Annotated in this window: 32 protein-coding genes; 16 read left to right on the top strand and 16 right to left on the bottom strand. The window is 65.1% G+C overall.

Features of this window, described 5'->3' with window-relative positions; translation table 11 throughout:
• Positions 1 to 462, top strand: coding sequence for a gluconokinase (locus tag G6N47_RS18800; RefSeq protein WP_232080367.1), 462 nt, complete (start codon positions 1 to 3; stop codon positions 460 to 462).
• Here the strand turns inward: G6N47_RS18800 and G6N47_RS18805 are convergent.
• Positions 452 to 940 (bottom strand): RDD family protein, encoded by a 489-nt coding sequence (locus G6N47_RS18805; protein ID WP_083131890.1) that lies wholly within the window; start codon positions 938 to 940, stop codon positions 452 to 454. The two genes, G6N47_RS18800 and G6N47_RS18805, sit on opposite strands and share 11 nt — an antisense overlap.
• A gap of 51 nt (positions 941 to 991) precedes the next feature.
• Between G6N47_RS18805 and G6N47_RS18810 the strand changes: the two genes are divergently transcribed.
• Positions 992 to 1,363, top strand: a complete 372-nt coding sequence (locus G6N47_RS18810; RefSeq protein ID WP_083131889.1) for a DUF2784 domain-containing protein — start codon at positions 992 to 994, stop codon at positions 1,361 to 1,363.
• Here G6N47_RS18810 and G6N47_RS18815 read toward each other — a convergent pair.
• From G6N47_RS18815 to G6N47_RS18825, 3 genes are read right to left on the bottom strand one after another with little or no spacing between them, the layout of a single operon-like run.
• The gene (locus G6N47_RS18815) at positions 1,349 to 2,206 is read right to left on the bottom strand and encodes a DoxX family protein (protein WP_083131888.1); all 858 of its coding nucleotides are present in this window, start codon (positions 2,204 to 2,206) and stop codon (positions 1,349 to 1,351) included. The genes G6N47_RS18810 and G6N47_RS18815 overlap by 15 nt on opposite strands.
• 38 nt (positions 2,207 to 2,244) lie before the next feature.
• A complete protein-coding gene (locus G6N47_RS18820) occupies positions 2,245 to 2,748 on the bottom strand; it encodes a DUF6328 family protein (RefSeq protein WP_083132002.1) in 504 nt (167 codons plus the stop codon).
• A gap of 35 nt (positions 2,749 to 2,783) precedes the next feature.
• Positions 2,784 to 3,356, bottom strand: coding sequence for a TetR/AcrR family transcriptional regulator (locus G6N47_RS18825; RefSeq protein WP_083131887.1), 573 nt, complete (start codon positions 3,354 to 3,356; stop codon positions 2,784 to 2,786).
• Positions 3,357 to 3,410: 54 nt separating this feature from the next.
• Between G6N47_RS18825 and G6N47_RS18830 the strand changes: the two genes are divergently transcribed.
• Entirely contained in the window at positions 3,411 to 4,103 is a 693-nt protein-coding gene (locus G6N47_RS18830) for a class I SAM-dependent methyltransferase (RefSeq protein WP_372517470.1), read from the top strand.
• On the opposite strand, the gene G6N47_RS18835 is transcribed toward G6N47_RS18830, so the two are convergent.
• Genes G6N47_RS18835 through G6N47_RS18845 form a run of 3 tightly spaced genes read right to left on the bottom strand, consistent with a single transcriptional unit; the run spans position 4,067 to position 7,108 of the window.
• The gene (locus tag G6N47_RS18835) at positions 4,067 to 5,140 is read right to left on the bottom strand and encodes a prenyltransferase (RefSeq protein WP_083131886.1); all 1,074 of its coding nucleotides are present in this window, start codon (positions 5,138 to 5,140) and stop codon (positions 4,067 to 4,069) included. The two genes, G6N47_RS18830 and G6N47_RS18835, sit on opposite strands and share 37 nt — an antisense overlap.
• Positions 5,127 to 5,858, bottom strand: coding sequence for a class I SAM-dependent methyltransferase (locus tag G6N47_RS18840; protein ID WP_083131885.1), 732 nt, complete (start codon positions 5,856 to 5,858; stop codon positions 5,127 to 5,129). Before G6N47_RS18840 ends, G6N47_RS18835 begins: the two co-directional genes overlap by 14 nt.
• Entirely contained in the window at positions 5,852 to 7,108 is a 1,257-nt protein-coding gene (locus G6N47_RS18845) for a glycosyltransferase family 4 protein (protein WP_083132000.1), read from the bottom strand. The genes G6N47_RS18840 and G6N47_RS18845 overlap by 7 nt, the downstream gene beginning before the upstream one ends.
• A 163-nt stretch (positions 7,109 to 7,271) precedes the next feature.
• On the opposite strand from G6N47_RS18845, the gene pncA reads away from it, so the two are divergent.
• On the top strand, positions 7,272 to 7,820 hold the full coding sequence (gene pncA, locus G6N47_RS18850) for a pyrazinamidase PncA (protein WP_083131884.1): 549 nt from the start codon (positions 7,272 to 7,274) through the stop codon (positions 7,818 to 7,820).
• Entirely contained in the window at positions 7,820 to 8,647 is an 828-nt protein-coding gene (locus tag G6N47_RS18855; RefSeq protein ID WP_083131883.1) for a ketosteroid isomerase family protein, read from the top strand. Before pncA ends, G6N47_RS18855 begins: the two co-directional genes overlap by 1 nt.
• Here G6N47_RS18855 and G6N47_RS18860 read toward each other — a convergent pair.
• A complete protein-coding gene (locus G6N47_RS18860) occupies positions 8,599 to 8,946 on the bottom strand; it encodes a DoxX family protein (RefSeq protein ID WP_083131882.1) in 348 nt (115 codons plus the stop codon). The genes G6N47_RS18855 and G6N47_RS18860 overlap by 49 nt on opposite strands.
• Positions 8,947 to 9,014: 68 nt before the next feature.
• On the opposite strand from G6N47_RS18860, the gene G6N47_RS18865 reads away from it, so the two are divergent.
• From G6N47_RS18865 to G6N47_RS18885, 5 genes are read left to right on the top strand one after another with little or no spacing between them, the layout of a single operon-like run.
• Positions 9,015 to 9,896, top strand: coding sequence for a sigma-70 family RNA polymerase sigma factor (locus G6N47_RS18865; protein ID WP_083131881.1), 882 nt, complete (start codon positions 9,015 to 9,017; stop codon positions 9,894 to 9,896).
• Positions 9,886 to 11,187: an ABC transporter substrate-binding protein gene (locus G6N47_RS18870; protein ID WP_083131880.1), complete on the top strand. Its 1,302-nt coding sequence runs from the start codon at positions 9,886 to 9,888 to the stop codon at positions 11,185 to 11,187. Before G6N47_RS18865 ends, G6N47_RS18870 begins: the two co-directional genes overlap by 11 nt.
• Positions 11,184 to 12,074, top strand: coding sequence for a carbohydrate ABC transporter permease (locus G6N47_RS18875; protein WP_083131879.1), 891 nt, complete (start codon positions 11,184 to 11,186; stop codon positions 12,072 to 12,074). The genes G6N47_RS18870 and G6N47_RS18875 overlap by 4 nt, the downstream gene beginning before the upstream one ends.
• Before the next feature lie 5 nt (positions 12,075 to 12,079).
• Positions 12,080 to 12,904, top strand: a complete 825-nt coding sequence (locus tag G6N47_RS18880; protein WP_083131878.1) for a carbohydrate ABC transporter permease — start codon at positions 12,080 to 12,082, stop codon at positions 12,902 to 12,904.
• Positions 12,905 to 12,907: 3 nt separating this feature from the next.
• Positions 12,908 to 13,957 (top strand): ABC transporter ATP-binding protein, encoded by a 1,050-nt coding sequence (locus tag G6N47_RS18885; protein ID WP_083131877.1) that lies wholly within the window; start codon positions 12,908 to 12,910, stop codon positions 13,955 to 13,957.
• A 78-nt stretch (positions 13,958 to 14,035) separates the two neighbouring features.
• On the opposite strand, the gene G6N47_RS18890 is transcribed toward G6N47_RS18885, so the two are convergent.
• On the bottom strand, positions 14,036 to 14,962 hold the full coding sequence (locus tag G6N47_RS18890; protein ID WP_083131876.1) for an SDR family NAD(P)-dependent oxidoreductase: 927 nt from the start codon (positions 14,960 to 14,962) through the stop codon (positions 14,036 to 14,038).
• Positions 14,959 to 15,597, bottom strand: coding sequence for a TetR/AcrR family transcriptional regulator (locus G6N47_RS18895; RefSeq protein WP_163659688.1), 639 nt, complete (start codon positions 15,595 to 15,597; stop codon positions 14,959 to 14,961). The genes G6N47_RS18890 and G6N47_RS18895 overlap by 4 nt, the downstream gene beginning before the upstream one ends.
• Before the next feature lie 84 nt (positions 15,598 to 15,681).
• On the opposite strand from G6N47_RS18895, the gene G6N47_RS18900 reads away from it, so the two are divergent.
• Positions 15,682 to 16,494, top strand: a complete 813-nt coding sequence (locus G6N47_RS18900) for an acyl-CoA thioesterase domain-containing protein (protein ID WP_083131999.1) — start codon at positions 15,682 to 15,684, stop codon at positions 16,492 to 16,494.
• A 13-nt stretch (positions 16,495 to 16,507) separates the two neighbouring features.
• Here the strand turns inward: G6N47_RS18900 and G6N47_RS18905 are convergent, their stop codons facing one another.
• The gene (locus G6N47_RS18905) at positions 16,508 to 17,485 is read right to left on the bottom strand and encodes an alpha/beta fold hydrolase (RefSeq protein WP_083131874.1); all 978 of its coding nucleotides are present in this window, start codon (positions 17,483 to 17,485) and stop codon (positions 16,508 to 16,510) included.
• A 646-nt stretch (positions 17,486 to 18,131) separates the two neighbouring features.
• Between G6N47_RS18905 and G6N47_RS18910 the strand changes: the two genes are divergently transcribed.
• Both G6N47_RS18910 and G6N47_RS18915 read left to right on the top strand, forming a co-directional pair.
• Positions 18,132 to 18,362: a ribbon-helix-helix domain-containing protein gene (locus G6N47_RS18910; protein WP_163659690.1), complete on the top strand. Its 231-nt coding sequence runs from the start codon at positions 18,132 to 18,134 to the stop codon at positions 18,360 to 18,362.
• Complete coding sequence (locus tag G6N47_RS18915) at positions 18,359 to 18,775, top strand: type II toxin-antitoxin system VapC family toxin (RefSeq protein ID WP_083131872.1); 417 nt, start codon at positions 18,359 to 18,361, stop codon at positions 18,773 to 18,775. The genes G6N47_RS18910 and G6N47_RS18915 overlap by 4 nt, the downstream gene beginning before the upstream one ends.
• Positions 18,776 to 19,148: 373 nt before the next feature.
• Here G6N47_RS18915 and G6N47_RS18920 read toward each other — a convergent pair whose 3' ends face one another.
• On the bottom strand, positions 19,149 to 19,856 hold the full coding sequence (locus tag G6N47_RS18920; protein ID WP_083131871.1) for an immunity protein Imm33 domain-containing protein: 708 nt from the start codon (positions 19,854 to 19,856) through the stop codon (positions 19,149 to 19,151).
• 107 nt (positions 19,857 to 19,963) lie between these two features.
• Between G6N47_RS18920 and G6N47_RS18925 the strand changes: the two genes are divergently transcribed.
• Positions 19,964 to 20,509 (top strand): SMI1/KNR4 family protein, encoded by a 546-nt coding sequence (locus G6N47_RS18925; protein ID WP_139799495.1) that lies wholly within the window; start codon positions 19,964 to 19,966, stop codon positions 20,507 to 20,509.
• A gap of 238 nt (positions 20,510 to 20,747) precedes the next feature.
• On the opposite strand, the gene G6N47_RS18930 is transcribed toward G6N47_RS18925, so the two are convergent.
• The gene (locus G6N47_RS18930; RefSeq protein ID WP_083131869.1) at positions 20,748 to 20,996 is read right to left on the bottom strand and encodes a helix-turn-helix domain-containing protein; all 249 of its coding nucleotides are present in this window, start codon (positions 20,994 to 20,996) and stop codon (positions 20,748 to 20,750) included.
• Between the two features lie 160 nt (positions 20,997 to 21,156).
• Positions 21,157 to 22,464, bottom strand: a complete 1,308-nt coding sequence (locus G6N47_RS29335) for a hypothetical protein (RefSeq protein WP_179966397.1) — start codon at positions 22,462 to 22,464, stop codon at positions 21,157 to 21,159.
• 641 nt (positions 22,465 to 23,105) lie between these two features.
• Here G6N47_RS29335 and G6N47_RS18940 point away from each other — a divergent pair.
• Positions 23,106 to 23,330: a DUF433 domain-containing protein gene (locus G6N47_RS18940; RefSeq protein ID WP_083131868.1), complete on the top strand. Its 225-nt coding sequence runs from the start codon at positions 23,106 to 23,108 to the stop codon at positions 23,328 to 23,330.
• A 132-nt stretch (positions 23,331 to 23,462) separates the two neighbouring features.
• Here the strand turns inward: G6N47_RS18940 and G6N47_RS18945 are convergent, their stop codons facing one another.
• Together G6N47_RS18945 and G6N47_RS30180 are read right to left on the bottom strand one after the other, a co-directional pair.
• Entirely contained in the window at positions 23,463 to 24,119 is a 657-nt protein-coding gene (locus tag G6N47_RS18945; protein WP_083131867.1) for a DUF4304 domain-containing protein, read from the bottom strand.
• Positions 24,120 to 24,486: 367 nt separating this feature from the next.
• Positions 24,487 to 24,843: a type II toxin-antitoxin system PemK/MazF family toxin gene (locus G6N47_RS30180; RefSeq protein WP_372517471.1), complete on the bottom strand. Its 357-nt coding sequence runs from the start codon at positions 24,841 to 24,843 to the stop codon at positions 24,487 to 24,489.
• Between G6N47_RS30180 and G6N47_RS18955 the strand changes: the two genes are divergently transcribed.
• Positions 24,830 to 25,396, top strand: coding sequence for a dihydrofolate reductase family protein (locus tag G6N47_RS18955; RefSeq protein WP_083131866.1), 567 nt, complete (start codon positions 24,830 to 24,832; stop codon positions 25,394 to 25,396). The two genes, G6N47_RS30180 and G6N47_RS18955, sit on opposite strands and share 14 nt — an antisense overlap.
• Positions 25,397 to 25,505: the final 109 nt, after the last annotated feature.

Raw genomic sequence — 25,505 nt, forward strand, 5'->3', positions numbered from 1 at the left:
ATGGGGGTTTCGGGGTCGGGCAAATCGACGGTGGGTGCGGCCCTGGCGCGGCGCCTCAACGTGCCTTTCGCCGACGCTGACGCCCTGCACCCGCAAACCAACATCGCCAAGATGGCCGCGGGTAACCCGCTCGACGACAATGACCGCCACCCGTGGCTGGATGCCGTCGGGGAGTGGCTGGCCGATCACTGCGACGGCGGTGTGATGAGCTGCTCGGCGCTCAAGCGCACATACCGCGACCAGTTGCGCCAATACTGCCCGACGGTCGAGTTCTTGCATCTGCGCGGTTCGCCGGCGCTGATCGCCGCCCGGCAAGCCGCCCGCACCGGCCACTTCATGCCCGCGTCGTTGCTGAAGTCTCAATTCGAGACTTTGGAACCCCTGGAACCCGACGAGCGCGGGAGGACGATCGATGCCGACAACTCCGTCGACATGATCATCGGTGAGTATCTCAGGTCTTGACTACCTGTGTCCCGCCGGCCAACTCGTCATGCTTGCCCTGCTTGGTCGGGCTGGAGCTGATCGTCGCGGCGATCACCACGTAGGCGATGAAGGCCAACAAGCCGCCGAAGTAGGGCACCACCGCCAGCAGGGTGAAAGCGTTGCGAATGGCCGACTGTTTCGCGTCGGGCTTGGGCGCATTGCCGGCGCCGCGAACCGCGAGCCCGAGCAGCTTCTTGCCCGGACTGGAGCCCTGGGTGACTTCGAACAGCACGAAATAGCCGAACATCAGCACACCGGAGAACAATCCGGTCACCAGGAACCAATAGTCCTTGTCGAGCATCAGCAGCGAGAGTACGAACGCCGCGATGTTGACGATGATCCCGTCGATGAGACGCGCGAGAAAACGTTCGCCGAGTCCACCGGGTCGCCGACCCGGCGCCGACGGCGGCCGATAGCCGTACTGAGGCGGATTCGGATCAGGGTCACCTGTCGTCATGGCATTTACGATAGTGAGCGATTCGGCAGATAAGAACGAGGCATCCTCGCGATGTACGAGATGTTGGTGGGGCTGGCGGTTGCCGTTCATTTCGCCTTCATCGCCTACCTGGTTGTCGGCGGGTTCGTCGCACTGCGCTGGCCGCGGACCATCTGGCTGCATGTCCCCGCGGTGCTATGGGGCGTTGCGATCACCGTGGCGCATCTCGACTGCCCGCTGACCGGAGTCGAGCGCTGGGGCCGCGCGAAAGCCGGCATGCCCGCACTGCCGCCGCAGGGATTTATCGCTCACTACATCACCGGGGTGTGCTACCCGGCCAGCTGGGCCGGTGCGGTGCAAGTCGTAGTGTTCGGTGTGGTGGCGGCGTCGTGGGCGCTGTTGTGGTGGCACGCACGGCGCCCGTCGGCGTCAGCCCAGCGGTAGCTTTTCTCGCCAGGCCGGCCGGTTAGCGCCGCGGCGCAGCGGCAGCCGCTTGCGGCGGACCCCGGCCTGCTTGCGCGCGGTCTCGGCCAGCTCGGTGCCGCGCTCGCGGGCGGTTTCGGCGAACTCGCTGCCGCGCTCGCGAGCGATCTCGGCGAGCTCTGCGCCCCGCTCGCGGGCAGTTTCGGCGAGTTCTGCGCCCCGCTCCCGGGCGGCCTCGACCAGCGGCGCGCTTCTTTCGGCCGCCACACCGGCTAATTCGCGGCCGCGTTCGGCGCCGAGCTGCAGGCTGTGACCGATTTTCTCCCCGAGGTCGCCGAGCCGCTCGCCGAGCTCGGAGTCGACCAACGCGTTGTCGGACCCACCGAACGGCAGCGCACCAGACACCGCTTCGGAGATCCGGCCCGCGGCGCGTCGACCACGCCACCCCAGCGACGGCTTACCCTCCGTGTCGGCGGACGCGATGATCAACCCACCGAGCAGGCTCAAATCGGTGAGGAAGTCGCGGCGTTGCTGAGCTTTGCGCTGCGGGTCGGACTCGGTCCAAAACAGATGTCCGCCAAGGCTGCCCGGGATCACGGTGAACGCCAGAGCAGCCGAGGCGATCCGCGGCATTTTGCCCGTGGCAAGCAGCAGACCACCACCGACTTGCACGGCCGCGTTGATCCGTGCGGCCGTCTGGGGGTCGGCAGGGACCTTGGTGCCCACCGGGTCGGGCAGGCTCCGCAACGCCGCGAGTGTGGGCTGCGCAGCATCGGCGCTGTTCTGCGGGTTGCGCAGGGTCTCGACACCTTGGCCGATGAATACCGCTGACAACAGGGGACGAGCGATTCTACGAAGCAACATGGCCGGTGTGTTCCCGGGCTGACCGATCCGCAAACCGCTCAGTGGTCGTCGGTGGTGCGCATCCACAGCGGGAGCGCTACCCACAACCCGGCCAGTGCGACCAGCGCACACACGCCGGCTATCAGGCCGGCGGTGTGGCCGGCGACCGAATCGAAAATCACGACGGTGACGCCGACCAGAGCCAACCCCAGCAGCAGCAAGCCGGTGTATGCGAACCGATGCGCCGTCGACACCAGTGCTTTCAGCCGGTGCCGGCGAAACAACAACCGGTGCATCCCAACTGGAGCGACCAGCAGCACGGTCGAGCTGATCGAGCAGGCCACGGTGGCCAGATACACCGCACGCATCGCCGGCCCGAGCCCGTCGAACCGTTGCTGAAACGGCAGCGTCAGCAGAAAACCGGTGAGCAGTTGGACACCGGTCTGCACCACCCGCAGTTCCTGCAACAGGCTGGCCCAATTGCGGTCCAGTCGTTCGGTTTCGGTTTCCGAGCGGGCGGCCTCATCCCATGCCTGGTCGCGCTCGGGATGGTCGACGTCCACGCCCGTGATCATGCCAGCCGCACCTGGTGACCGGCCTATTTCAGAAGCAGACGCGCCGAAGTCTCCAACCGGTCGGCGATCTGCGCATACGACGCATACCCCATGCCGGCGCGGACCAGCGCCCCCGCATAAAGCAGTTCCAGCGATTCGACGACGTCGGGAGTGCCGTCCGAACCCAATGCGGTGACCAGGCGTTGGTGGATCTCGCGGCCGATGCGCAGCCGCAGATGCTTGACCTCGGGATCCTTGCCGAGCAATGCGTTGGTCACCGCTCCGGCCAGCTCGGGTTCGTCGGCGACCATCAGCGCGATGTGGCGCAATACCGCGATGACGCGGTCGGCGGGATCCGGGGAGTCGTTGGGCAGAGGCGGAGTTGACGCCAGTCGGCGCCAGAAAACTTCGGCGACGAGGTGTTCCTTGGACGCGAAGTACGTGTACGCCGTTGCCGCACCGACTCCGGCCTCGGTGGCAACCCGGCGAATCGTCAACCCGGAGAAGCCTTCTCGACTCAGCACTTCGATTGCAGCGCGGCCCAGCCGGTCGACGGTGTCGGCTTGCTTGGCAGTCAGCCGCCGTCTCGTCGACTCCCGGGCTACCGGGTCGGACACGTGTCCGGACACTACTACAACGTAGTATGGGCGGCAACCATATCTGCAGGTCCGATGAATGAGATTCAGGTGATGACGAGCCACGCGCAGCGCACCCAGCGGTTATTCGAACTCGCCGAGCGGGTGACCGGGTTCATGCCCGCCGACGAGGGCCGTGCGCTGCACGACGCGGCGCTGCGCTACTTCGATCGGGGTGTCGGCGTGGAGATCGGGACGTACTGCGGCAAGTCGACGCTGCTGCTGGGCGCGGCGGCGGTCGCGACCGACAGCGTTCTCTACACGATCGACCACCACCACGGTTCCGAGGAACATCAACCGGGGTGGGAATACCACGACGCGTCCCTGGTCGACGAGGTCACCGGACGCTTGGACACCCTGCCCACGTTTCGTCGCACGCTCGACGACGCCGGCCTGGACGACAACGTCGTTGCGGTCGTGGGCAAGTCGGCCGTGGTCGCGCGGGGCTGGTGTACTCCGCTGCAGTTTCTGTTCATCGACGGCGGTCACAGCGAGGCCGCAGCGCAGCAGGACTTCGAGGGATGGGCGCCGTGGGTGACCCTCGGCGGCGCGCTGGTCATCCACGACGTGTTCCCGGATCCGCGCGACGGCGGCCAGGCGCCGTACCAAATCTATTGCCGCGCACTACAAAGCGGCGATTTCACCGAAAGGTCGGCAACCGGCTCGTTGCGGGTGCTCGAGCGCACGGCGGGTCAGCCCGGCGGACTGAACGCGCACTCGCAGTCGTAGTCGCCTTCAAGGCCACGGGGCAGGTCGGTGCCGCGGAAGATGCCGCTGCCGGCGGTGGTGCACGACAGCGCGTCGGCAGCAAGGATCACGGCGGCTCCGGTCCAGGTCGTGCGTTCCACCGGCCAGCGCTTGCCGTCGCTGAACACCAAACCGGTCCAATAGGATCCGTCTTTTTCGCGCAGGTGCTGCATGGCGGCAAACTGGCGCAGCGCCTCCTCGCGGTTGCCCATCGCGTCGAGCGCCAGGACCAATTCGCAGGTTTCGGCGCCGGTGACCCAGGGCCGGTCGTCGACGCATCGGATGCCGAGCCCGTCGACCACGAAGTCACCCCATCGTTCGGCGATCCGGGCGCTGGCGGCCGGACCGCGCAGCGCACCACCGAGGATCGGGTAGTACCAATCCATCGAATGGTGCGGCTTTTCGGTGAACGCCGACGGGTGGGCGGAGATGGCATGGCCCAGCCGGCCCAGCGCCATTTCCCATTCCGGTTGCGGCTCGTCGAGGTAATTCGCCAACGCCAACGCGCACCGAAGACTGTGAAAGATGCTCGCGCAGCCGGTCAGCAGCGCCTCGGGTAAAGGACCGGACAAGCCACGCGCCCAGCAGATTTCACCGCCCGGCTGCTGCAACTCGAGGACGAACTCGATTGCGGCGCGCACCGTCGGCCACATCGTGGTGGCGAACTCGCCGTCGCCGGTGACCAGCACGTGGTGCCAGACTCCGACGGCGATGTAGGCGCAGAAGTTGCTGTCGCTGTTGGCGTCTTCGACGACGCCGGCCCGTAGTTGGATCGGCCAGGAGCCGTCGGCTCGCTGTTCGCGGCGGCACCAGTCGAATGCGCGACGGGCCGGCTCGATCAGGCCGGTCGCGGTCAGCGCCATCGCACATTCCACATGGTCCCACGGATCGGTGTGCCCGCCCTGCGACCACGGGATCGCACCCGACGGTTCCTGCACCGCGACAATGGATTCCGCCGTTTGCCGGCATTGTTGTGGAGTCAGGACGTCGGCGACGCCCGGTATGTCAGACCAGTTCAACGGCCGCCACCGGTTTCTCGAAGTACAGCGCGACGCTCTTGCCGACCAGCGGGTTGAGCGCCGATTCGGCCAGCCGGGTGATCCACGGCCGCTGCATCATGTCCCACACCAGCAGCCGGTGATAGGCCGCCACGGCCGGGTGGTCTGAATTTGCCACTCCGACAGCACATTTCAGCCACCAGAATGGCGCGTGGAGGGCGTGCGCATGGTGGGCGTGTGTGAATTTCATTCCCGCGTCCACGATTTTGGAGCGCAGCCGGCTGGCCCGGTAGACTCTGATGTGGCCGCCGTCGTTGCTGTGGTAGTCGTCGGACAGCAGCCAGCAGACCTGCTCGGGCAACCAGCGCGGCACGGTGACCGCAAGGGTGCCACCGACTTTGAGCACCCGGATCAGCTCGCCGATCGCGGTGTCGTCGGCGGGCACATGCTCCAGGATTTCCGAAGCGATGACGCAGTCGAACGTGCCGTCGGGATAGGGCAGTGCCAGCGCGTCGCCGACGACCGTCTCTGCGGTCGCCGAGGCCGGCGCCTCACCGGCTTCGGCCATGGCGCGCAACAACTTGCCGACCTGCTCCAGTTCGGCGGCGTCCTGGTCGAAGGCGACCACGTCGGCGCCGCGGCGGTATGCCTCGAAGCTGTGGCGGCCGGCGCCGCAGCCGACGTCGATGACCTTGGTTCCGGGGCCGACCCCGAGCCGATCGAAGTCGACGGTCAGCACGGTTCGACCACCGCCGCCGGGGAGGTGCGCGTGATCGCGCGTTCGTAAACGCGGGCGGTCTGCGCGGCCACCGACTCCCAGCTGAACACCTCCAGTGCCCGCCGGCGGCCGGCCGCCCCGAGCCGGCGCCGCTGATCCGGCGATGCCAGCAGCTCACCCACCACCCGGATCAACTCGGCGGCATCACCGGGCGGCACCAGGCGAGCGCAGTCGCCGTCGGCGCCGAGCACCTCGGGCAGCGCGCCGGCGCGGCTGGCCACAATCGGCGTACCACTGGCCATCGCCTCTACGGCGGGCAGCGAGAAGCCTTCGTAAAGCGAAGGGATACAAGCGATCTCGGCTGACGCCAACAGCCCTGCCAGCTCGCTGTCGGAGAGCCCGCTGGACGTGTGGACAATGTCGGAGATTCCGAGTTCGGCGATCAGCTTCTCGGTGGGACCGTTGGGCTCCAGCTTGGCAACCAGCTGCAGCTCCAGGTCGTGTTCGATGCGCAGCTTGGCCACCGCCTGCAGCAGATGCCCGACGCCCTTGAGCGGCCGGTCGGCGCTGGCGATCGCGATGATCCGCCCGGGCACTCGCGGCTGTGCCGACGGGGCGAACAGTGCGGTGTCCACACCCAGCGGCACCACGTGCAGCTGGTCGGGTGCCACCCCGAAGTCGGTGATGATGTCAGCGGCCGACGACGACGAGACGGTCAGCAGATCGGGAATGCTGCGGGCCACCCGCTCCTGCATCTTCAAGAAGCCATACCAGCGGCGCACCAACGGTTTACGCCACCATCGCGCAGCCCCCAGATCCACCAACCGGTCACGGGTGATCGGGTGATGCACGGTCGCCACCACTGGAAGGCCGCTGGCCGCGATCGACAGCAGGCCGTCACCCAGGCTCTGATTGTCGTGCACGACGTCGAACTCGTCTGCCCGCTCGGCCAGCAGGCGCGCGGCCCGCAGGCTGAAGGTGCGTGGCTCGGGGAAGCCCGCCGTCCACACTGTGCCCAGCTCGAGGAAATCGATGCGATCCCGGATCTCGCGCGGATGGGGAATCCGGAACGGATCGGGTTCGCGGTACATGTCCAGGCTCGGCACCGGTGTCAGCACCACCCGCGGATCGAGCCCGTCGGGATAAGGCTGACCGGAGAACACCTCGACGTGATGTCCGAGTTCGACCAGGCCGCGGCTCAAGTGCCGCACATATACGCCCTGTCCGCCGCAGTGAGTCTTGCTGCGATAGGACAGCAAAGCAATCCGCATGCTCATGCCCGCTTCGCTGCGGCGTGGCCGGCATCAATCACGGCATCGGGATCGGTCGGGTCGTCGGCGAACTGTCTGGACACGTGTCTGGACTATAATTTGACAGGCTACGTGATGCAACGTAGCAGTAGCCCTGGCGCCGGCCGGCGATACGGTGGGTGATATGCGGGCGTTGATCATCGTCGACGTGCAAAACGATTTCTGTGAGGGCGGCTCGCTGGCCGTGAGCGGCGGGGCTGCCGTGGCCCGCGCGATCTCCGACTATGTGAACGCCGCGGACTATCCGCATGTGGTGGCCACCCAGGACTTCCACGTCGACCCCGGTGACCATTTCTCCGATCACCCCGACTACTCGTCGACATGGCCGCCGCACTGCGTCGCCGGAACCGCCGGGGCGGAGCTGCACCCCGAACTCGACGCCAGCCGGATCGAGGCGGTTTTCCGCAAGGGCGCCTACAGCGCGGGATACAGCGGTTTCGAAGGCGTCGACGACGCCGGCACGCCGCTGGCCGACTGGCTGCGACAGCACGGTGTCGGCGAGGTCGACGTCGTCGGCCTCGCCACCGACCACTGCGTCCGCGCAACCGCCAAGGACGCCGCGCGCGCGGGCTTTGCCACTCGCGTACTGCGCGACCTGACGGCAGGCGTAGGGGAGAGGTCCACCGCGGACGCCCTCGACGAGCTGCGCAGCGCCGGCGTCGCGGTGGCGTGATGGACCAGACGCAGTCGGATCTGCTGGCGGCGGTCGAGCAGTCGCCGCGGGCCGCGGCCGCACACGACCGCGCGGCCTGGGTGGGGCTGTTCACCGGCGACGGGCGCGTCGAGGACCCGGTCGGCTCTCGGCCGCATGTAGGTCCGGCGCAAATCGGCCGCTTCTACGACACCTTCATCGGGCCGCGCGACATCACGTTTCATCGCGACCTCGACGTCGTGCGGGACTCGGCCGTCATCCGCGATCTCGAACTCGAGGTGGCCATGGGCCCGGCCGTGACGATGCACATCCCGGCTTTCCTGCGCTACGACCTTCGCCTGGTCGACGGAGAATGGAAGATCGCCATGCTGCGGGCCTACTGGGAACTGCCGACCATGATGCTGCAGTTCTTGCGCAACGGGCTGCCGGCCCTGCCCGCTGGTGTCCAACTGTCGCAAGGCATGCTGGCCAACCAGCGACTGCGCGGAACCCTCGGCTTCGCGGCCGGCTTCCGCCGCGTGGGCGCAGGCCACAAACAGCGTGTCGGCCATTTCCTGAAGGCCGTTGCCTCCGGAGACGAATTCGCCGCTCGGCGAGCGCTCTCATCAACGGCCACAATCACTTTCGGAGACGACGAGAACGTCGACATCACCGATTTCACCGTGCGGCTCGCCGGTGCCGGCTGGACAAAAATCGTCGGCGCGGGCCGCACTGTCGCGGCCTCGATCAGCGCACCCCAGGGCCGCGGCGTCCTGCTCGCGGATATGACTACTCGTGACAAGGCAATCCAGCGGATTCGCTACTTCGCAGCCAGCAATACCAGCGACGCCATTGCCAACAACAGGTAGGCGCCCGGAAACGCGATGTTGTAGAACACGCCTGCCCGAACATGCGTGACGATCGCGCCGACGAAGAACAACACCAGCCCGACCGCGGCCGCAATGCCGATCGCAGGCACCACCAGACCTGCGAGCAGCCCGACGGCGCCAGCCAGCTTGAGTGTTCCCAGCATCGGCAACCACGAGCGCGGCACGCCCACCTCGGCCGAGTTGGCCAGTACAAACCCGGCCGGAATGTAGTCGGCCACCGCGATCCCGGCGGTGACCACCACGGTGATCGTCGTGACTACGAGGTATGCAATGCTCATGGCTGGTCTCCTTGGCAGCGGATAGTGATCTCACCTCGTTGACGAATGCCGCGCAGGAAAGGTGACCCATGAGCACCATCGAGGACCTCGCGCAGCGGTTCGACGCGGACCGACGACACCTGCGCTCGGTGGCGTTTCACCTGCTCGGCTCCGCCGCCGACGCCGAAGACGCGGTGCAATCCGCCTGGCTCAAGGCCAGCCGCGCCGACGCGGAGCGTGTCGAAAACCTGACCGGGTGGTTCACCACGATCACGGCCCGCGAGGCCATCGACCAGTTGCGCGCCCGCAACAGGCGAGCCGAACAGCCGCTCGAGGAGCTGGACCATCCGGCGGTGGCCGCGGCCGACGAGGACGTGCTGCGGGCCGACGCGGTCAACCGGGCGCTGCTGGTGGTCCTCGACCGGCTTTCACCCCCGCAGCGGGTCGCGTTCGTGTTGCACGACGTGTTCGCGGTGCCGTTCGAAACCGTAGGCGAGCTGCTGGATCGCTCGCCGGACGCCGCCAAGAAACTGGCAAGCCGGGCCCGTGCGCGCCTGCACGCGGCACCGTCCGACGACCCCGCCCCGACGGCCGAGCACCTCCGAATCGTCGAGGCGTTCCTGGCGGCCTCGCGCGGCGGCGACATCGCCACCCTGCTTCATCTGCTGGCCCCCGACGTGGTGCGCCGGGTCGATCGCGTGTTGGTCCCCGAGGATGTGCCCACCGAGGTCCGCGGCGCCCAGCGGGTCGCCGAGGAAACCCGGCGGTTCACCCGGCGCGCCGCGGCCGGCGCCGTGCTGCTCGTCGACGGCGCGCCCGGCATTGCGATTGCCCCGGGCGGACGGCTGCAGGCGCTGCTGGTCATCGCGATCGAGGGCGGCCGCATTCACGCCATCGACATCATCGGCGACCGCGATCGGCTGCGCGCCGCCGCTCTCGCACTGCCACAATCGAAGCGCCATGGTCGCTAAGCCGGTCGGACGGCGGACACTGCTGCGTGGCGCCGGTGTGCTCGGCGCGGCGGCGCTGGCCCCGTGGCCTTCAGCGTGCGCTCCCGACGACGACGCGCTCACCTTCTTCTTCGCGGCCAACCCGGAAGAGGCCGACGCCCGGATGCGCATCGTCGAGGCCTTCGAGCGTCAGCACCCCGACATCAAAGTGCGCACCTTGTTGTCGGGACCGGATCCCATGCAGCAGATGTCGACGTTTTGCGCCGGCGGCAAATGCCCAGATGTGCTGATGGCGTGGGAATTCAGCTACGCCGGGCTGGCCGACCGGGGAGTCCTGTTGGACCTCAACATCATGCTGGCCCGCGACCCGGCCTTCGCCGCCGAACTCAAACGCGACAGCATCGGCTCGCTGTACCAGACCTTCACGTTCGACGGCGGCCAATACGCCTTCCCGGAGCAGTGGTCGGGAAACTTCTTGTACTACAACAAGGAACACTTCGCCGAGGCCGGCGTGCCGAAGCCGCCGGGGCAGTGGGACCGGCCGTGGAGTTTTGCCGAGTTTCTGGACACGGCAAAGGCTCTCACCAGAGTGACCCGGTGGGGTTTCGTCGACACCTGGGTCGCCTCCTACTCGGCCGGGCTGTTCGGGATGAACAACGGTGTGCCGTGGTCGGATCCGCGAATGAACCCGTCGCACCTCAACTTCGACAACGACGCGTTCCTCGACGGTGTGCAGTTCTACGCCGACCTGTCCAACAAGCACAAGGTCGCGCCCACCGCATCGGAGACACAGTCGATGTCGACGATGGATCTGTTCTCCTCGGGCAAGGCCGCGATGGCACTGGGCGGCCATTGGCGCTACCAGACGTTCGACCGGGCCGAGGGCTTGGACTTCGACGTCACCGTGTTGCCCACCGGCCCGCACGGTCACGGTGCCAAGTCCAACATCGGTACCACCGGCCTCGCCATCGCAGCGAGCAGCGATCGCAAGCAGCAGGCGTGGGAGTTCGTGAAGTTCGCCGCAGGCCCCGTCGGGCAGGCGATCATCGGCGAAACCAGCCTTTTCGTACCGGTTCTGCGCTCGGCGATCAACTCCACGGGGTTCGCCGACGCGCATCGCCGGATCGGCAATCTCGCGGTGCTGACCGGTGGGCCCGCCCACTCCGAGGGTCTGCCGGTCAGCCCGGCGTGGGAAAAGATCAACGCGTTGATGGACCGCAACTTCGGGCCGGTGCTGCGGGGCAGCCGGCCGGCCACGTCGTTGGCGGGCGGGCTGTCACATGAGGTCGACGAGGTGCTGCGCAATCCATGACGGCAATCGACTCACGGCGACGCGCTTGGGCAGGGCGCCTTTTCGTCGCGCCGAACCTGATAGCGGTGGCGGTGTTCATGCTGTTCCCGCTGGTTTTCTCGCTTTTCATGAGCTTCCAGAACTGGGACTTGTTCACCGCCCCGAAGTTCGTCGGGCTGGCGAACTTTCGCCACCTCTTCACTGCGGACCCGCTGTTTCTCATTGCGGTGCGTAATACGGTGATCTTCACGATCGGGACCATCGTGCCGACCGTCCTGATCAGCCTGGCCGTCGCCGGCCTGCTGAACCGGAAAATCAAGGGCATCGGCATCTTTCGGACCGTCGTCTTCTTGCCGCTGGCCATGTCGTCGGTGGTGATGGCCGTCGTCTGGCAGTTCGTGTTCAACACCGACAACGGACTGCTCAACATCATGCTCGGCTGGGTCGGCATCGGACCGGTCCCGTGGCTCATCGACCCCCACTGGGCAATGGTGTCGCTGTGTCTGGTCAGCGTCTGGAAAAGCGTTCCCTTCGCGACGGTCATTCTGTTGGCCGCGATGCAGGGGATTCCCGAAACCGTCTACGAGGCAGCCAGAATCGACGGCGCACGGGAAATCCGGCAATTCGTCTCCATCACCGTGCCCTTGATCCGTGGCGCGCTGTCGTTTGTGGTAGTGATCTCGATCATCAACGCGTTCCAGGCCTTTGACCTTGTCTATGTGTTGACGGGCCGCAACGGCGGGCCGGAGACCGGAACCTACGTGTTGGGCATCATGCTGTTTCAGCATGCCTTTGCTTTCCTGGAGTTCGGTTACGCGTCGGCGCTGGCGTGGGTGATGTTCGCCATCCTGCTGGTGTTGACGGTCCTGCAACTACGGTTCGCCCGTCGGCGCGCGTGGGAAGGCTGACCCTCATGATCAAACACAGCGTCCTGCGCGCCGCCGCGCTGTATGCCGCGCTGATCGGTGTCGCGTGGTGTGCGCTGTTCCCGATCGCCTGGGCGGTGTCGGGCTCGCTGAAGCGCGAGGGCGAGGTGAGCGAGGCGACGCTGTTCCCGTCGCACCCGCGGTGGTCGAACTACCGCGAAGTCTTTGATCTGATGCCGTTTTGGCGAATGTTTGCCAACACGGTCGTCTATGCCGGATGTGTGACGGCCGGGCAGGTGTTCTTCTGCTCGCTGGCCGGATACGCGTTCGCCCGGCTGCAATTCAACGGACGTGACACGGTGTTCGTGCTGTACCTGGGTACGTTGATGGTGCCGCTGACGGTGACCGTGATCCCGCAGTTCATCCTGATGCGGCTGGCCGGTTGGGTCGACACCCCATGGGCGATGATCGTGCCGGGTTTGTTCGGCACGGCGTTCGGCACTTATCTGATGCGGCAGTTCTTCCGCACGCTGCCAACCGATCTCGAGGAGGCCGCGATTCTCGACGGTTGCACGCCGTGGCAGATCTACTGGCGGATCCTGTTGCCGCACGCCCGTCCGGCGGTCATGGTGCTGGCGGTGCTCACCTGGGTCAATGTGTGGAACGACTTCCTGTGGCCGCTGCTGATGCTGCAGCGCAAGAGCATTGCCACCCTCACGCTCGGTCTGGTGCGGATGCAGGGCGAATACGTGGCGCGGTGGCCGGTGCTGATGGCTGCCTCGATGCTGATCCTGTTGCCGTTGATCGTCGTCTACGCCGTGGCCCAGCGCGCCTTCGTCCGCGGCATCGCGTTGACCGGATTCGGCGGCTGACCGATGGCGTCGGTGACTTTCGAACAGGCGACGCGCCGCTATCCGGGCACGCCGCGGCCGGCACTGGACTGCCTCGATCTGGCCGTCGACGACGGCGAATTCGTCGTGCTGGTCGGACCATCCGGATGCGGCAAGACGACATCGCTGCGGATGATTGCCGGATTGGAGACCGTTGACTCCGGGCGCATCCGCATCGGCGAGCGCGACGTCACCGACGACGATCCCAAGGACCGCGACGTCGCGATGGTCTTTCAGAACTACGCGCTCTACCCACACATGACCGTTGCGCAGAACATGGGTTTCGCGTTGAAGATCGCTAAGACCCCGAAGGCCGAAATCCGCGAGCGGGTGCTGGACGCGGCGCGGCTGCTCGACCTGGAGCCCTACCTGGACCGTAAACCCAAAGACCTCTCCGGCGGACAGCGCCAACGGGTGGCGATGGGTCGCGCGATCGTGCGCCGCCCGCAGGTATTCCTGATGGACGAACCACTGTCCAACCTCGACGCCAAGCTGCGGGTCCAAACCCGCAACCAGATCGCCGGATTGCAGCGGAGGCTGGGTACCACCACGGTGTACGTCACCCACGACCAGGTCGAGGCCATGACGATGGGCGACCGGGTCGCGGTCTTGCGTGACGGTGTGCTGCAGCAATATGCGCCGCCGCGAGAGCTTTACCGCAACCCGGTCAACGTGTTCGTCGCGGAGTTCATCGGCTCGCCGGCGATGAACCTGTTCACCTTGCCCGTCTCCGACCACGCTGTGTCCCTGGGCGATTGGCTTATCCCGGTGTCACGGGACATTTCCGCCGACCAGGTGACTATCGGCATCCGGCCAGAACACTTCGAAGTGGGCGGGCTCGGCGTCGAGATGGAGGTCGACGTAGTCGAAGAACTCGGCGCCGACGCGTACCTCTACGGGCGGGTCGCCGCAACCGAGCATCCGGTGATCGCCCGCGCCGACGGCCACAACCCTCCGCCGCGCGGCAGCCGGGTCCGGCTGCGCCCCCAGCCCGATCATCTGCATTTCTTCGGCGCTGACGGTCGGCGAATCTAACGTTTGCTTCCGCCGAGCGTGCATCCAGGGCGGAAAAATCGGAAAATCCCGCCCTGAGTGCACGTTCGACGCGGTCGGCTAGCGCAGGCCCGCCAACTCCATGCTGGCGTCCCACAGGTCGGCCGCTTTAGCGCGGTCGTAGGAGTCGGCCGACGAGCGGGTCTCACGCCTACCCGAAAAGTAGCGGCCGGACGTGTGTTCCAGAGCCGGGTCGGTGACGAGCCGGGCCAGCGCCCGGGCCGATTGGGTCGGAGTATGCACGTTGATGCCCGGTACCACCGTCAGCGCCGGCAATAGGTAGCGCCACGCGAATGCCTGGATCCCCGAATAGTCGCGGGCCAGCCCGGTTCCCGGCATCAGGCCTGGATCGAATGCGTTGACGGTGACGGATGCCGGACCCAATTCACCGGCCGCCAACCGCCTGTCGAGCTCATAGGTTGTCAGCACATTGCACAGCTTCGACGTGGTGTATCGCCGGCGTCCGACGAGCGCCGCGTCGTCGCTGTCATCCGGCGGGGGATAGGCCAGCGATCGCGCGTCGCTGTAGTGCGGTGCGGGCATGCCGGTGTGCCGGGCTGGATCGTGAGTATCACTGGCCACCAAGACAATTCGTCCAGGCGTTGTCATGCTCGGCAGGAGCAGGTGGATCAGCAGAAACTGGGCCAGGTGGTTGACGACAAAGGTCGTCTCCATTCCGTCGCTGGTACGGCTGTCGCCGGACACGAGTTGGGTGCCGGCGTTGCAGACGAGCCCGCGCAACGTCATGCTGCGTTCCGACAGATCCGCGGCGAACCGCCGAACGTCGTCAAGCGACGTCAAATCCAGCGGCAAGCCGATCACCTCGCCGCCGGTCTCGCGTGCGAGCGTGTCGGCCGCATCGGCGGCAGCTGCCGCTTTTCTACTGGTGATGACCGCCGACCAGCCTTCCTGGGCAAGCATTTTCGCGGTGCGATAGCCAAGGCTGCCGGTGCCGCCGGTGATCAGGACAGAGTGAGCTGCGGTCACGGTGTCGGCTCATTTCGGGCGGCCCGGTCGATGGCGGCAGGCGCCAGCGCGCGAATCGCGACAACGAGATCCGCATACATCTGGCGCAGGTCGGTGCTCTCCGGTTCGAGTTGCAGGGCAAAGAAACACCCGTCGGAGAACGCCACGGCGAATCGGGCGAGATCTTCGGCCGCGACATGTGCCGTGCGGGCGTCGCACATCGGTGCCAACACATGCTCGATCGCCGACCGGAAGTAGGCCAAGGCGTGGCCGCGCACCCGCTGCACGGTCTCGACGGCCGCCTCGTCGTGTTGGCCCTCGATGGCCAGCGTGTAGAACAACCGCAAGAAGTCCGGGTTGGCGGCGACGGCCTCTGCTCCTTGGATTTGTAGCGCCTCGGCGTGCTGTTCGGGCGGCCCGTCGAAGTCCTCCCAGCGGGGCAGCGCGGCAAACCACCGGTCGGCGCCGCGTTCCATCACTGATGCCAGCAGTCCATCTTTGCTCCCGAAGTGCCAGTACAACGACGTCACCGGCACGGCTGCGGCCTTGCAAATCGCCGAAACAGGTGTTGCCGCATAGCCTTTCTCTGCCATCAGCCGTTCGGCGGCGTCGAGCAACTGAGCCCGGGATCCCGTATCCTGCCGAGCGCGGGTCACCCGGCTACTGTAACGAGCGCTACATACGCTCGTCAAGAGCTCATCGATCGCCGAGCGGATTCTGTGCTGTGCGAAGATGCCCGAATGGCGACGGAACCCGCGCACTTCACTCTGGCCGAAAGCGGCGAATTCATCCCCACACAATTTGCGCAAAGTCACTGGGGCGACGACCATCTCAACGGGCCGGCCGTCGTCGGGTTGGCTACCCGAGCGCTCGAACTTTCCTGCGGGTCGCCGGATTTCATGCCCGCGCGGCTGACGGTGGACTTGTTCAGGGCGGCGCGCGGAGTGCCGACGTCGGTCGACGTGCGACAGTTGCGTGACGGTCGACGGGTACGCAGTGGAGAATGCGAGGTTCGTCAAGAAGGACGAGCGGTAGCCCGCGCCACGCTGCTGCAGTACCGACGGTCGACTGCGCCACCGGGCCGGTTGTGGACGGCGCCGATGTCCTTCGAGGCCCCGCCTGAGCCGAATGACACGTCGCTGACGCGGATCGGAAGCGACGAAGGCGGGTGGAGCCGGTCACCGGGCGATCACCAGAATGGTTCGCGCAAGCGTTTCTACAACCGGGCCATCGAAGTTGTTGCGGGGGAGAAGAACTCACAGTTCGTCCGAGCAGTGATGGGTGCAGAGGCGACCAGCCTGGTGACGAATCTGGGCACGGAAGGTGTGGGCTATATCAACGGCGACTTGACCGTTGCGCTGGCCCGGTTGCCGGTTGGTGAGTGGATCGGCGTGCAGGCCGACTCGCATTGGGCCTCAGACGGGATCGCCGTCGGGACCGCAACGCTTTTCGATCAATCCGGTGCATTCGGATCGGGTATGACCACCGCGGTCGCCAATCCGGCAGCGCAGATCGATTTCACCAATGACCCGTTCCCCCAACGGAGCCCGTAGCAACCACGCTCCGCTATGTCGCAGGCGTTTGCGCAGCGTCGGTGCCGCTGCAGGTCGTTGCGGTGCCGATGAAGTCGACCGCGGCGCGAATAGCGGGGCGATGGCGCAAAAGTCGGTAATGCGCCAGCCGGCCGAGCCCCCGGGTGGTCATCAAACGTGCGCCCGGCCACGACTCGACAACCTTGCGGCTCGACTCCCAGGGACTGTCGAGATCGTCGGGGTCGTGAATGAGCAGCATCGGGGGATAACCGGTACGGGCGGCAACGCGAACCATGTTGGTTTCTTCGAGCGGCATGTCGATACGGCGTTCGAGACGCCGATGCAGACCCGAGCGGATCCGCGGTCCGAAACCGTGGCGCGCCGCGAAAAGGTCGAGGTACAGCGGGAACTCGCCCATCGGCGCCAGGAAGACCAACCGGCCCACCGGCGTCCCCCATGCCGCCGCGAAGGTGACGGCATTGGCGCCCAGCGAGTGGGCGACGACGGCCCGGGCGGGCCCATGGGTGCGGATGATGGCCGCAACCGCCTCGGCGCATTCGATGGCGGTCGTGCGGCCGGGCGCGAGCACGCCCGGGTCGGACTCGTTATGACTGGGCAGGTCGAACGCGATAACTCGATGCCCTGCCTCGACGAGCGGGTTGATGAATATGCCCAAGTGCGGACGACGACCACCCCACCCGTGCACCAGGTAGACCGGCGGCCCCTCACCCCATGACTCACCCACGATCCGGTGTCCGTCCCAGTAGGCCTCCAACGGCTCGCCCGCAGGGACACCAGGCGGCATACGCAGGCTTGACTCGAGCACTGGCGGGGTGCACCAGAGCTCGACGGCCCACCGCGATCCCAGGCCAGGTGCAAATCGCTCCAAGAACCAAAAGGCCCTGCGCACCCAACCGGCCACTGGCGGCTGGACACCGGAACCGTTGACGTCGAGGGCGACCTCCGCAGCCCGTGCAGGCGCGGATGCTGTGTCGCCGTTTGCTTCGGTCATGTTGCGCGATCCTAACCTGGCATCGCTCACGATCTGCGATCTGACCGCATTGCAGCGGATTGACCTGTTGGTTTCTGAGGATCGAATCCGCGGGCCTGGTATCTCATCGGGTCGGGCGGCGCCGAGCGATGATTGCGGAGTCGGCCTTGTGGGTAGTCGTCTGCCACTGACGTCCGGCTTGGGCTGGGCGCTTGTGATGGGAGGGTTCGATGAGCATGTTCATTCGCCGCGTGGCATGCGCCGTCGCGGTGGCATTGGCACCCATGGCGTACGTGGCAGCAGTGTCGACTGGTGTGGCCTCGGCTCAACCGCCTGATTGCGGTCCGGGCAATTGGTGGAATCCGGGCGCCAATGCGTGCCAGCCGACCGCGCCCCCAGATTGCGGTGCGGGTAACTGGTGGAATCCAGGAGCCAACGCGTGTCAACCGGTGACGCCGCCGCCGCCTCCTGATTGCGGCCCGGGCAACTGGTGGAACCCAGGACCCAACGCGTGCCAGCCCGTCGTGCCTCCGCCACCGCCGCAGTAGCGAGACCGGGTCGGCGCTCGACGGATTGCGGTCACGCCGCAGGTAGAGCAGCTCGTCACAGCCAAGACCGTTCAGCTAAGTACATAGCCGCTGTAACGGCGGATATGTATAGTGAAGACGTGAAGACGATCACGATCACGATTCCGGAGGAGCTCGATGCACTGGCTACTGCGGAGGCCCGCCGCCGTGGCATATCCAAATCCGAGCTCATTCGCGTGGGACTCGGTGCCGTGCTTTCGCCGCCACTTGAGTCCGCTGCAGATGACCTTTGGCGCTCTCTCGCCGGATTCGGTTCGGCGGGGATTTCCGCGCAACCGGGTGAGATCGACGACGTCGTCTACGGCACGTGAAGTTCGCCGACACGAGTTGGTGGGTAGCGTGGGCGCTGCCGGGGAATGCCCGGCACGCCAGCGCACTGACCATGCTGGCCGCTCTCGGGCGCTCTGAGCAGATCCTCACGACCAACCTCATCGCTGGCGAGACGTGGACCTTCTTGCGTCGCAAGGACAGCCATCGGACCGCGCTGGCTTTTCTGGACCGGCTCGATACGCTGCAGAGCGCGGAGCGCCTTGTGGTGCACCGCGTTACCGAGGAGCAAGATGCGGCGGCGTGGGAGTGGCTCCGAAAACATGATGAGCGGGTGTACTCCTATGTGGATGCCACGAGCTTTCGTGTCATGCGTGATCGCCGCTTGCGTGAGGCGTTAGCGTTCGACCAAGACTTCGCTGCGGCCGGCTTCGTGGAAGTCCAGGGCACGCGGTAAGTCGGCATACGAAGAGCGCTGGGGCCCAGGTAGTTTCGTCACCGTGACGAATCACTGTGACCGGTGGGGAAGGACGGGGTTAGCCGGAACGACCTGGGCGGCACCACACAGGCGATCACGTCGGGAAGAGCCTTTGGCTTTCGCGGGCGGCGGTGGCCGATTCGATTAGACCGCACTTTGTTTGGGAAAAGCCGCCATAGACGAGCTGGTAACGGTGCATGTTCAACAGGTGCGAGTTGCCGTCGAAAGTTGTGGGGGCACAAAACTGACACCGGCCAACACCGCATCTCAATAACCCTGCGCTGCAACGATTTTTGTCACAGTGACGTAATGACGGCGATGAGTGGGGGGGCAGTCGCTCGGGGTCGTGCAGTTACGTGCAATCTTTGACGTGGGGCGCTGCCTGCTGGTCTGCTACGACTTCGTCTCCGAACATCGTGGCCAGCAGCGAGCCTTCCCGCACGGGCAACGGTTCGCGGTGACGCACAACCAGCGGCGCCCCACCGCCTACGAGCACCGAACAGTCGGGTGGCAGTGCGAGGAAACCGATGATGGCCGGTTTGGCGACGGCGAGCTCATAGAGGGACACATGGTGCAGCTTGGTCTCGTCGTGGTCGTGATCGTCACCGGAACAACCGATATACCAGCCGGACTCGTCTTCCTCGTGGGTGTATCGATGCATCAAGATGGGGTCGGCGCTCACGAGTCGCTCGCATGTCATCGCGTACTGGTCGTAGCGCGGAAAGTCTAGTTCAGCTACCAGTCCCACGCTGTCGGCGATCTCGCGCTGATACCACAGCTGGCTCACGGTGTTCGATGCGCCGGCGACGAGGTTCGGGGGGATGTTCGTGAAATCCGGCTCAGACAGTCCCAACGTGCCGTCGCCGCGATCGGTGACATAGCAGTTCATCCACCCGATGGCGATGGTCTGTCCGACAGAGAAACGGGTGCCACTGCTGATGCAGTCCTGCAGCCAGGACGCGAGCCACTCGATGCCCAGCTCAGTCACGATTCCGGGCTCGTACTCGAGGGTGAATTCCGGGTGCCCGGACGCTCCCGCCGTCGTTCTACGCTGCGCCACGTCTGTTCTCCGATGCTCGCGATTACGGATCAGCCGAGTGTTGCACACCATGCAGTGCAGCCTGGTCGTGCGTCAGACACGTCGGGATGGTCGTACAGTGTCTGACCGTGTCGCTCGATGAACTGATCTCCCTCGTGCCTCCGCCGAAGTCCGTACCCAGCTACGACTTTGGTGCGGTCGAGGCGGCATTGGGGCATGCCCTGCCAGACGACTACAAGGAACTCGTCAGCACCTACGGCGGCGGATCATTCGGCGGATACTTGGGGCTGATGAGCCCTACCCACGACGAATTGATCTCCGGTGGTGCGTATTGCCGACAATCCTTGACCGACTTGCGTAACACCTACACCCACCACAGTTGGATCTACCCAGACCGATCCAGGGTGCCGACGATCATCGAGGACGTCGATCCAGTGCCTTATTACGGATGGGGTGGTGCACCGGGCGGGGAGACCGGATATTGGCATATCAACGGCGATGATCCCAATGGCTGGGCGGCCGTGGTCATCGCTGACGGACTAACGAACGACTATCACCCACACGGACTGGTCGCATATCTCACCGACCTCATCTCGGGCCGGTTTTCGACCGAAGTGTTCGGTGATGACTCCTTAGCACTCATCCGTGCAAGGTTCGTAGCCAGTGGCCGGTGACAGCACCCAGCTGACCAATGAGGATTCGGACTGCATCGAAGCGGTCTGCACGCATGACGGTAGCCGCTACCTTTTTGTACCGATAAGCGACATTACGTAAGGTAGAACCCGTCGTATTGCATCAGATGAATCAACGGTCTGCTCTGTCCGTTCCAGGTTTAGTTGGCGGTTTTCCTGTTCAATGTGACCTGCTACGCCGATGACACACAGTGTCCGCGTTTACAGTAATCTTGGTTCGTCACTTGCCTACCCACTTCCGCACAGTCATGCGGTCCACGCCGAGTTCCTCGGCGATACGCGTCTCCGGGACGCCCTCGCTGTGAGCCGATTGAGCCATGATCTGCGCGACCCGTAGAGCTTCCGCCGTGGCGGTTCGCGCCTTGGCGAGTTTCTTACCATGGGCCTTGCGTTCTGCTTCTGTGTAGTGACTCAAGGGCATGTAGACCACATACAGTGCGGGTGTAGATATCTCTACAGTTTCATCCATTCGACCCTGGGCCTACCCCTCTACGGAAATGCCACTACGACTCGGACAGATTGGCCTGACCTGATCCGAAAATTGTTGGCATAGGCCGGGATGCGGATGACAATTAAACTCGGAACGGACACGTCAGAAGCAGCAGCTTGCTGCTGATTCTGCCCTTTTATCAAGTGACCGCGATGAGTTCACCCTTTATGGCCCAGCGTGGACCACCCGGATCCGCTGGCAGCAACTCGCCGGCAACGCACCAGTGGTCCGCGGGATCCCACTTAACGCCCCCGCGGTATGGCGATACGAGTCGGGGCACAGCGCCGAGCACGGCCCAGCGCTGCTCGAGGAGGTGTTTCTCAATTTCTGCCGGGTCTATGCGAAGCATTGTCGCGAGCCGGGATATGACCTCCGGCAAGGCTGCCGTGTCGGTGTGGGACTGGAACGCGCTGATCACCCCGTCGAAGATGCCCTTCACCAGTCCACCCCATACCGGCTGACGCCTGTCGGGCGGCCGGATTTGGACTCTGACGGCGAATGGCATATCAACCGCGCTCGCTGGCTCGGGCGGCTCGATCTGGTCGCGAGCCCGTGCCAGTGCCAGCCAAACCTGTGCCAGCTTCGTATGGTCCTTCGTATCGTCGACGGACGCGTCCAGATCGATCCAGTCGAATGACGCCAGCATTCGGCCCTGCTGCCGGTGGGTGAAGGTGCCCGACGACGGCGCGAGCGCATACCGGTAGCCGAACCGGTACTCGGCACCATCGGGAGCCGGCGGCACCGCGGTGCAGTGTTCGAAGCGGATCCCGTTGCGGCCAGCGGTTTTGAACGAGTCGATGTTGTAGAGCGCGAGGTTCTCGACGTCAGCGTTGGAAAGCTTGGGGCCGCAGAACGTGGCGTGCAGCACTTGCCCAGCCGATGGTGCGAGTCGGCTGCAGCGACGCCGAACCTGGTTCCGTAGCTCCTCTTGCCAGGCAGGGCGGCGCTCGAAGCGGATGTAGTCATCGGCCCAGGCCTCGACGACAGGACTGTCCGCGGCCGGTCCGTGAATCTCGAAGCTGCCCTCGAACATCCGGGCGGCCATCGCCTGTTCAGTCGGCTTGCCGGAAGCCGGCCGTGTGGCGTGGATTTCGCGCGAGATGTACGTCCGGCCGTCGGCCGGTCGTTCTGTCTGCTTGGTTGAAGCGGACCGTACGGCGCCGCCGGCCGGGCGGCAAGTCCCGCACGGCGAGGCCGGCTGCCCCACCGTCTCGATTGCCCACCTCTCGAGTTCGGCCAGGTGTTCCGCACAGACTTTCACGTAGGGTCCGGTCCACGTGCTCCCGACGGAGATCTGTCCAGAAATTGTCCGGCAGCGGGCATGGTGCACGCGCGCTTGGGTCGCATTGTGGTTGCGCGCAATGTTGATCACGTAGCCCTCCGGGTGGGCGGCGAGCCAGACCAGATAGCCGGCGTCGTCGTTCCGGAACTCAATGCACCCTGTCATGGCGCACCATTTTGCCTTCGACGACCGACAGACAATCTGTTTGTCGTCGAAGGGGCCGCCGCTGTCCGCTGCAGCGCAGGCCTACTGCTCGCGCGGGCGGGTCGACAATCGAGTCGTCGGACATTCGCCTGTCGCAGGGGCGAGGATCCATAACAAAATGGCGCCGCCAGCAAACAAACGGGACAGCTGCGCCCTTCGCTCTACGAGCCCGTCCGACGACCGATGGACCGCCGTCAGGCCCTCCCCTTCGACTAGTGCATACCGTCGAGCCGTTCGACCGCGGGAGACTACGGCGGAATCGAATATGCAGGGTTACCGGTACAGCCCGTCGAATTGCATCAGATGAATCACCCTGCCACAGCCTTTCGGCTCGCCGCCGTTCGGCACGATTCGACACGCCCCAGAGGTTAAATGTGGAGACCGACAACTGCCGCAACCGAGCCGGGCCCGGCATTCCCGGACATCGTCCAAGACAGTAATGGAAACGGAACCGCCAACTATTTCGACACGACAATGCGCTTCGGGTGTGCATTATTTCTGGCGGTCTCGGACATAGCCGCCGACTAAATTGAGACCGAACAGGTGTGCCCGCTCCCGTCGTTGCCCATTTATCGCCACCACAAAGACGGTATCCTCGGGACATGTCCCTGCTCGAACGTATCGTCGTCGATCCGGAGATCGTCCACGGTCGCCCGGTCGTTCGCGGGACCCGTATGCGCGTCGCCGACGTCCTGGCGCTGCTGGCTGCCGGGTCCTCCGTAGCCGAAATTCTCGAGGACTACCCGTACCTGACCGAAGACGACATCAGGGCGTGCCTTCAATACGCTGCAGCGCAGGTAGATCACGCGATTCTGATCACGTCGTAGCGCGTGCGGTTCCGGCTGACCACCGGCATCAGCATGCCGCTACGCACAGCCGCCGACGACACGACTGAATGCGACGAGATCGATTATGCAGCGTTACCGGTACCCTTGGTTTTGCCTTGCGGCACAAAGATTTCAGTTCGGGTCAAGTACCCCTCGCTCTCGCAGCACCCACGCCCAGCGCCCAACAGCCGTGGTGATGTTACGGTCAAAGATCGACCAACGGTCTTGATGGCCGAAGCAATCGTGCAACCTCGTCACGTATTCCGTCAGCGTGTCGATATCCTCGATTGCGGCCAGGTATCGGCAGGTCTTGTCGTATTCGATCAGCAAATTGTTGTTGACTGCGTACCGCACCAACTGCTCAGTAGTCGTGATCCGTTCCATCTCAGCCAGCGTCAGATCAAAGCCGTCGCAGAGCCCGGCGGCGAGCTGTCGCATGTCGGTGCGATAGTCGAACCGCACCTCGTACGGCAGATCGGGTACCAAATGTTCCCAACGACGTTGCAGTAATGAACCTTTGAGGGGATGCCTCACTCGGTCGTATCCAGGGCACGCGGTGTCGATCTCAGCCGATCCGATGCCCACGTTAATGAAGAATCCATGCCACGACATGGTGCCGTTATGCCAGTCGTCCTGAAAGTTGATCATGTCATAGAGCGGTCCCCGTTCCCGCTCGAAGCTGGAGCCGGATGCGTCGAAGCCGCGCGCCCGCAGGAAGGGGCCGACATCGGCGGAAATCATCACTTCGTAAGCCCGTTGTAGTGCTCCGTCGGCTGTCCCCTCACCCATGATCCAAGGCTAAGTCGCCGACACAGTCCTTCTGCACACCAATTTTGGGGCGACGGCAGGGTGCTAACCCAGGCCACCGCCGTTGCTATCAACCTCGGCACACAGAGCATCGTCGCGCCGAAGCCGAACCGGGGCGACACTCACGCAGCACTTGGGCGCAATTCAAGCCGTCCTGGTGGTGCCCCAACCGGCTTGACGTTCCTACCCTCGCCTCGACCGACACGGTGCTGTGGATCAGGAAGAATAGGGTCGCAAACGAACAGGCAACTTACCACTAAGTCTCGCCGTATCACGTTGCACTCCAATTGTTTTCGTTTCGATGCGGCGGTGCGGCGCTCACAGATCGAGGACGATGCGCAGTGCCGCCTCAACGCGGCGCATCTCGTCGAAGCTGAGGAACCCCGACGCTCTTGCCCCGCCGGCCGGGGTCGATGGCCGCGGCCGGCTCGGCAAGCACCCTGGTGTTCACGCCGCCGATTTCGACCTCGGGGCGAAAGCTGGCGGGACGAGCTGACGTAGACGTTGGCGCAACCAGCCACATCGACAAAGGGAGTTGGTCTGACTGAACGCCGATTGCGTAGCGGGAGCCCGACTGTTCGTGACCGCGACTCCCCCGCGGGGCGTACAACTGAAAGCGATGAATCGATCGGTGCCGCAAAAGACGGAGTGGCGTCGCGATGACTTTTGCCCTCCGGTGCAGTCTGATCTTCATGGGCAAACTCATCTATGGCTTCAACGTGTCGGTGGACGGGTACATCGCCGACGCACAAGGCAACATCGACTGGACCGATCCGAGCGATGAACTGCACCAGTACTGGAACGACTTCGAGCGGGAGACCGCTCTGTCGTTTTACGGCCGGCGGCTCTACGAACTGATGTCCGCGTACTGGCCGACCGCCGACCAGGCCCCGGACGCCACCCCTCTGATCGTTGACTTCGCCCACATCTGGCGCGACATGCCCAAGGTCGTGTTCTCGCGCACCCTGGAATCCGTCGACTGGAACTCCCGCCTGGAACGCGGCAACCCGGTCGAGGTGGTGACGAAGCTGAAAGCCGAAACCGACGGCAGGCTGGAGGTGGCCGGCGCGACGCTGGCCGCACCGATCGTGCAGGCTGGACTGGTGGACGAATACCGGATCGTGGTCGCGCCCACTGCCGTGGGCGGCGGCACCCCCTTCTTCCCGACCCTCCCGTCATGGATCTCGCTGCGACTGTTGGAGAACCGCACCTTCCCGGGCGGCACGGTCCTACTGCGCTACGAGGCGAAACACGACTGATCGAACACACACACAGCTAGGTGACGTACGGATGCATCACGCTATACAGCAATCGCGTCAAGACCCTTATCTGTGACAGCATGGATCATCACGGCCTCGCGGCCGAGGA

Origin of the sequence: Mycobacterium branderi (assembly GCF_010728725.1) — a bacterium.
Lineage (GTDB): Bacteria > Actinomycetota > Actinomycetes > Mycobacteriales > Mycobacteriaceae > Mycobacterium > Mycobacterium branderi.

Coding starts and splice junctions, on each gene's coding strand:
- G6N47_RS18800 (WP_232080367.1), top strand. CDS start 1: ATGGGGGTTTCGGGGTCGGGCAAATCGACGGTGGGTGCGGCCCTGGCG.
- G6N47_RS18805 (WP_083131890.1), bottom strand. CDS start 940: ATGACGACAGGTGACCCTGATCCGAATCCGCCTCAGTACGGCTATCGG.
- G6N47_RS18810 (WP_083131889.1), top strand. CDS start 992: ATGTACGAGATGTTGGTGGGGCTGGCGGTTGCCGTTCATTTCGCCTTC.
- G6N47_RS18815 (WP_083131888.1), bottom strand. CDS start 2,206: ATGTTGCTTCGTAGAATCGCTCGTCCCCTGTTGTCAGCGGTATTCATC.
- G6N47_RS18830 (WP_372517470.1), top strand. CDS start 3,411: ATGAATGAGATTCAGGTGATGACGAGCCACGCGCAGCGCACCCAGCGG.
- G6N47_RS18845 (WP_083132000.1), bottom strand. CDS start 7,108: ATGCGGATTGCTTTGCTGTCCTATCGCAGCAAGACTCACTGCGGCGGA.
- pncA (WP_083131884.1), top strand. CDS start 7,272: ATGCGGGCGTTGATCATCGTCGACGTGCAAAACGATTTCTGTGAGGGC.
- G6N47_RS18855 (WP_083131883.1), top strand. CDS start 7,820: ATGGACCAGACGCAGTCGGATCTGCTGGCGGCGGTCGAGCAGTCGCCG.
- G6N47_RS18860 (WP_083131882.1), bottom strand. CDS start 8,946: ATGAGCATTGCATACCTCGTAGTCACGACGATCACCGTGGTGGTCACC.
- G6N47_RS18865 (WP_083131881.1), top strand. CDS start 9,015: ATGAGCACCATCGAGGACCTCGCGCAGCGGTTCGACGCGGACCGACGA.
- G6N47_RS18870 (WP_083131880.1), top strand. CDS start 9,886: ATGGTCGCTAAGCCGGTCGGACGGCGGACACTGCTGCGTGGCGCCGGT.
- G6N47_RS18875 (WP_083131879.1), top strand. CDS start 11,184: ATGACGGCAATCGACTCACGGCGACGCGCTTGGGCAGGGCGCCTTTTC.
- G6N47_RS18880 (WP_083131878.1), top strand. CDS start 12,080: ATGATCAAACACAGCGTCCTGCGCGCCGCCGCGCTGTATGCCGCGCTG.
- G6N47_RS18885 (WP_083131877.1), top strand. CDS start 12,908: ATGGCGTCGGTGACTTTCGAACAGGCGACGCGCCGCTATCCGGGCACG.
- G6N47_RS18900 (WP_083131999.1), top strand. CDS start 15,682: ATGGCGACGGAACCCGCGCACTTCACTCTGGCCGAAAGCGGCGAATTC.
- G6N47_RS18905 (WP_083131874.1), bottom strand. CDS start 17,485: ATGACCGAAGCAAACGGCGACACAGCATCCGCGCCTGCACGGGCTGCG.
- G6N47_RS18930 (WP_083131869.1), bottom strand. CDS start 20,996: ATGGATGAAACTGTAGAGATATCTACACCCGCACTGTATGTGGTCTAC.
- G6N47_RS29335 (WP_179966397.1), bottom strand. CDS start 22,464: ATGACAGGGTGCATTGAGTTCCGGAACGACGACGCCGGCTATCTGGTC.
- G6N47_RS18940 (WP_083131868.1), top strand. CDS start 23,106: ATGTCCCTGCTCGAACGTATCGTCGTCGATCCGGAGATCGTCCACGGT.
- G6N47_RS18945 (WP_083131867.1), bottom strand. CDS start 24,119: ATGGGTGAGGGGACAGCCGACGGAGCACTACAACGGGCTTACGAAGTG.
- G6N47_RS18955 (WP_083131866.1), top strand. CDS start 24,830: ATGGGCAAACTCATCTATGGCTTCAACGTGTCGGTGGACGGGTACATC.
- G6N47_RS30180 (WP_372517471.1), bottom strand. CDS start 24,843: ATGAGTTTGCCCATGAAGATCAGACTGCACCGGAGGGCAAAAGTCATC.